1 protein-coding gene is annotated in these 1,207 nt (G+C 51.3%); it reads right to left on the bottom strand.

The window, feature by feature from the left end; translation table 11 throughout:
- Positions 1–16: 16 nt before the first annotated feature.
- Positions 17–1,128, bottom strand: a protein-coding gene (locus AC2FC2_RS26895; protein ID WP_490660200.1) for an IS3 family transposase whose coding sequence is annotated in 2 segments (ribosomal slippage) — positions 17–867 and positions 867–1,128 — 1,113 coding nt in all. Because the reading frame shifts where the segments join, the coding sequence is not laid out codon by codon here.
- Positions 1,129–1,207 lie beyond the last annotated feature (79 nt).

The following is a 1,207-nucleotide window of genomic DNA, read 5'->3' as shown; positions in this document are numbered from 1 at the left end:
TGTAAGCATACCCGTTTTAGTTCCACGCACTTTTTGAGACTTCCGTGTTTTCAGCCATCAGTCGGTACTCTTCCGGCGTCAGGTTGTTCAGCGATTCGTGAGGGCGTTCGCTGTTATATTCCGTCAGCCAGCGCTCTGTGATTTCCCGGGCCTCATTCAGTGTTCTAAACAGGTAAAAATCCAGGATTTCTGTCCGGTACGTCCGGTTAAACCGTTCGATGAAGGCATTCTGTGTCGGCTTGCCAGGCTTGATAAATTCCAGCAACACACCATGTTCTTCAGCCCACTGTGCCAGCGTCAGTGAGACCAGTTCTGGTCCGTTGTCCATCCGCATTTTCAGCGGGTAGCCACGGTTTGCCACGATCCGCTCCAGTACCCGGACAACACGTTGAGCCGGGATATTCAGGTCGATTTCTATCGCCAGTACTTCCCGGTTAAAATCATCCACCACATTGAAGGTCCGGAAGCGTCTACCACAGACCAGCGCATCATGCATAAAGTCTATCGACCAGCTCTGGTTAAGTGCCTCAGGCGCCACCAGTGGCGACGGGTTGCGTACCGGCAGCCGTTGTTTTCCCTTACGACGAAAATTCAGTTTCAGCAGGCAGTAAATCCGGTGAACGCGTTTGTGGTTCCAGGTATTGCCCTGCCTGCGCAGCAGTTGGAACAGCTTCTTAAAACCGTAGCGCGGATAGCGTTCTGCCAGTTCAGTCAGCGCATGGATCACCGGCTCATCACGCCGGGAATCGGGCTGATAAAAATAGACCGTCCTGCTCAGCGATAACGTCCTGCAGGCCTGACGTAAACTCATGGCAAATTGCGCTGTCAGATAGCTGACGAGTTCACGTTTTATCGCTGGTTTTAAAGCTTTTTTTCGATGACGTCTTTAAGTGCCCGGCACTCAAGGCTGAGGTCAGCAAACATCTGTTTGAGCCTCCGGTTCTCGTCTTCCAGATCTTTGATTTTTTTAATATCGGCCGCTTCCATTCCGCCATACTTTGCCTTCCAGTTGTAATAGCTGGCTTCCGAAATAGCGGCTTCACGGCACACATCCTTGACGGTACGTCCGGCTTCGACGGACTTCAATACGGCGATGATCTGGTGTTCGGTGAATCGGATCTTACGCATAGCGATCTCCTCCGGGGACATAATCAGTATGTCGGAAGATCTCTAAAAGTGAATGGTTCGGATTACAGGGATGCTTACA

The sequence above is a fragment of the Serratia sp. CoH_122_TC_1 genome, from assembly GCF_058191755.1.
Note: the sequence above shows the minus strand (reverse complement) of the source record. Positions and strands in the feature narration are given on the sequence as shown.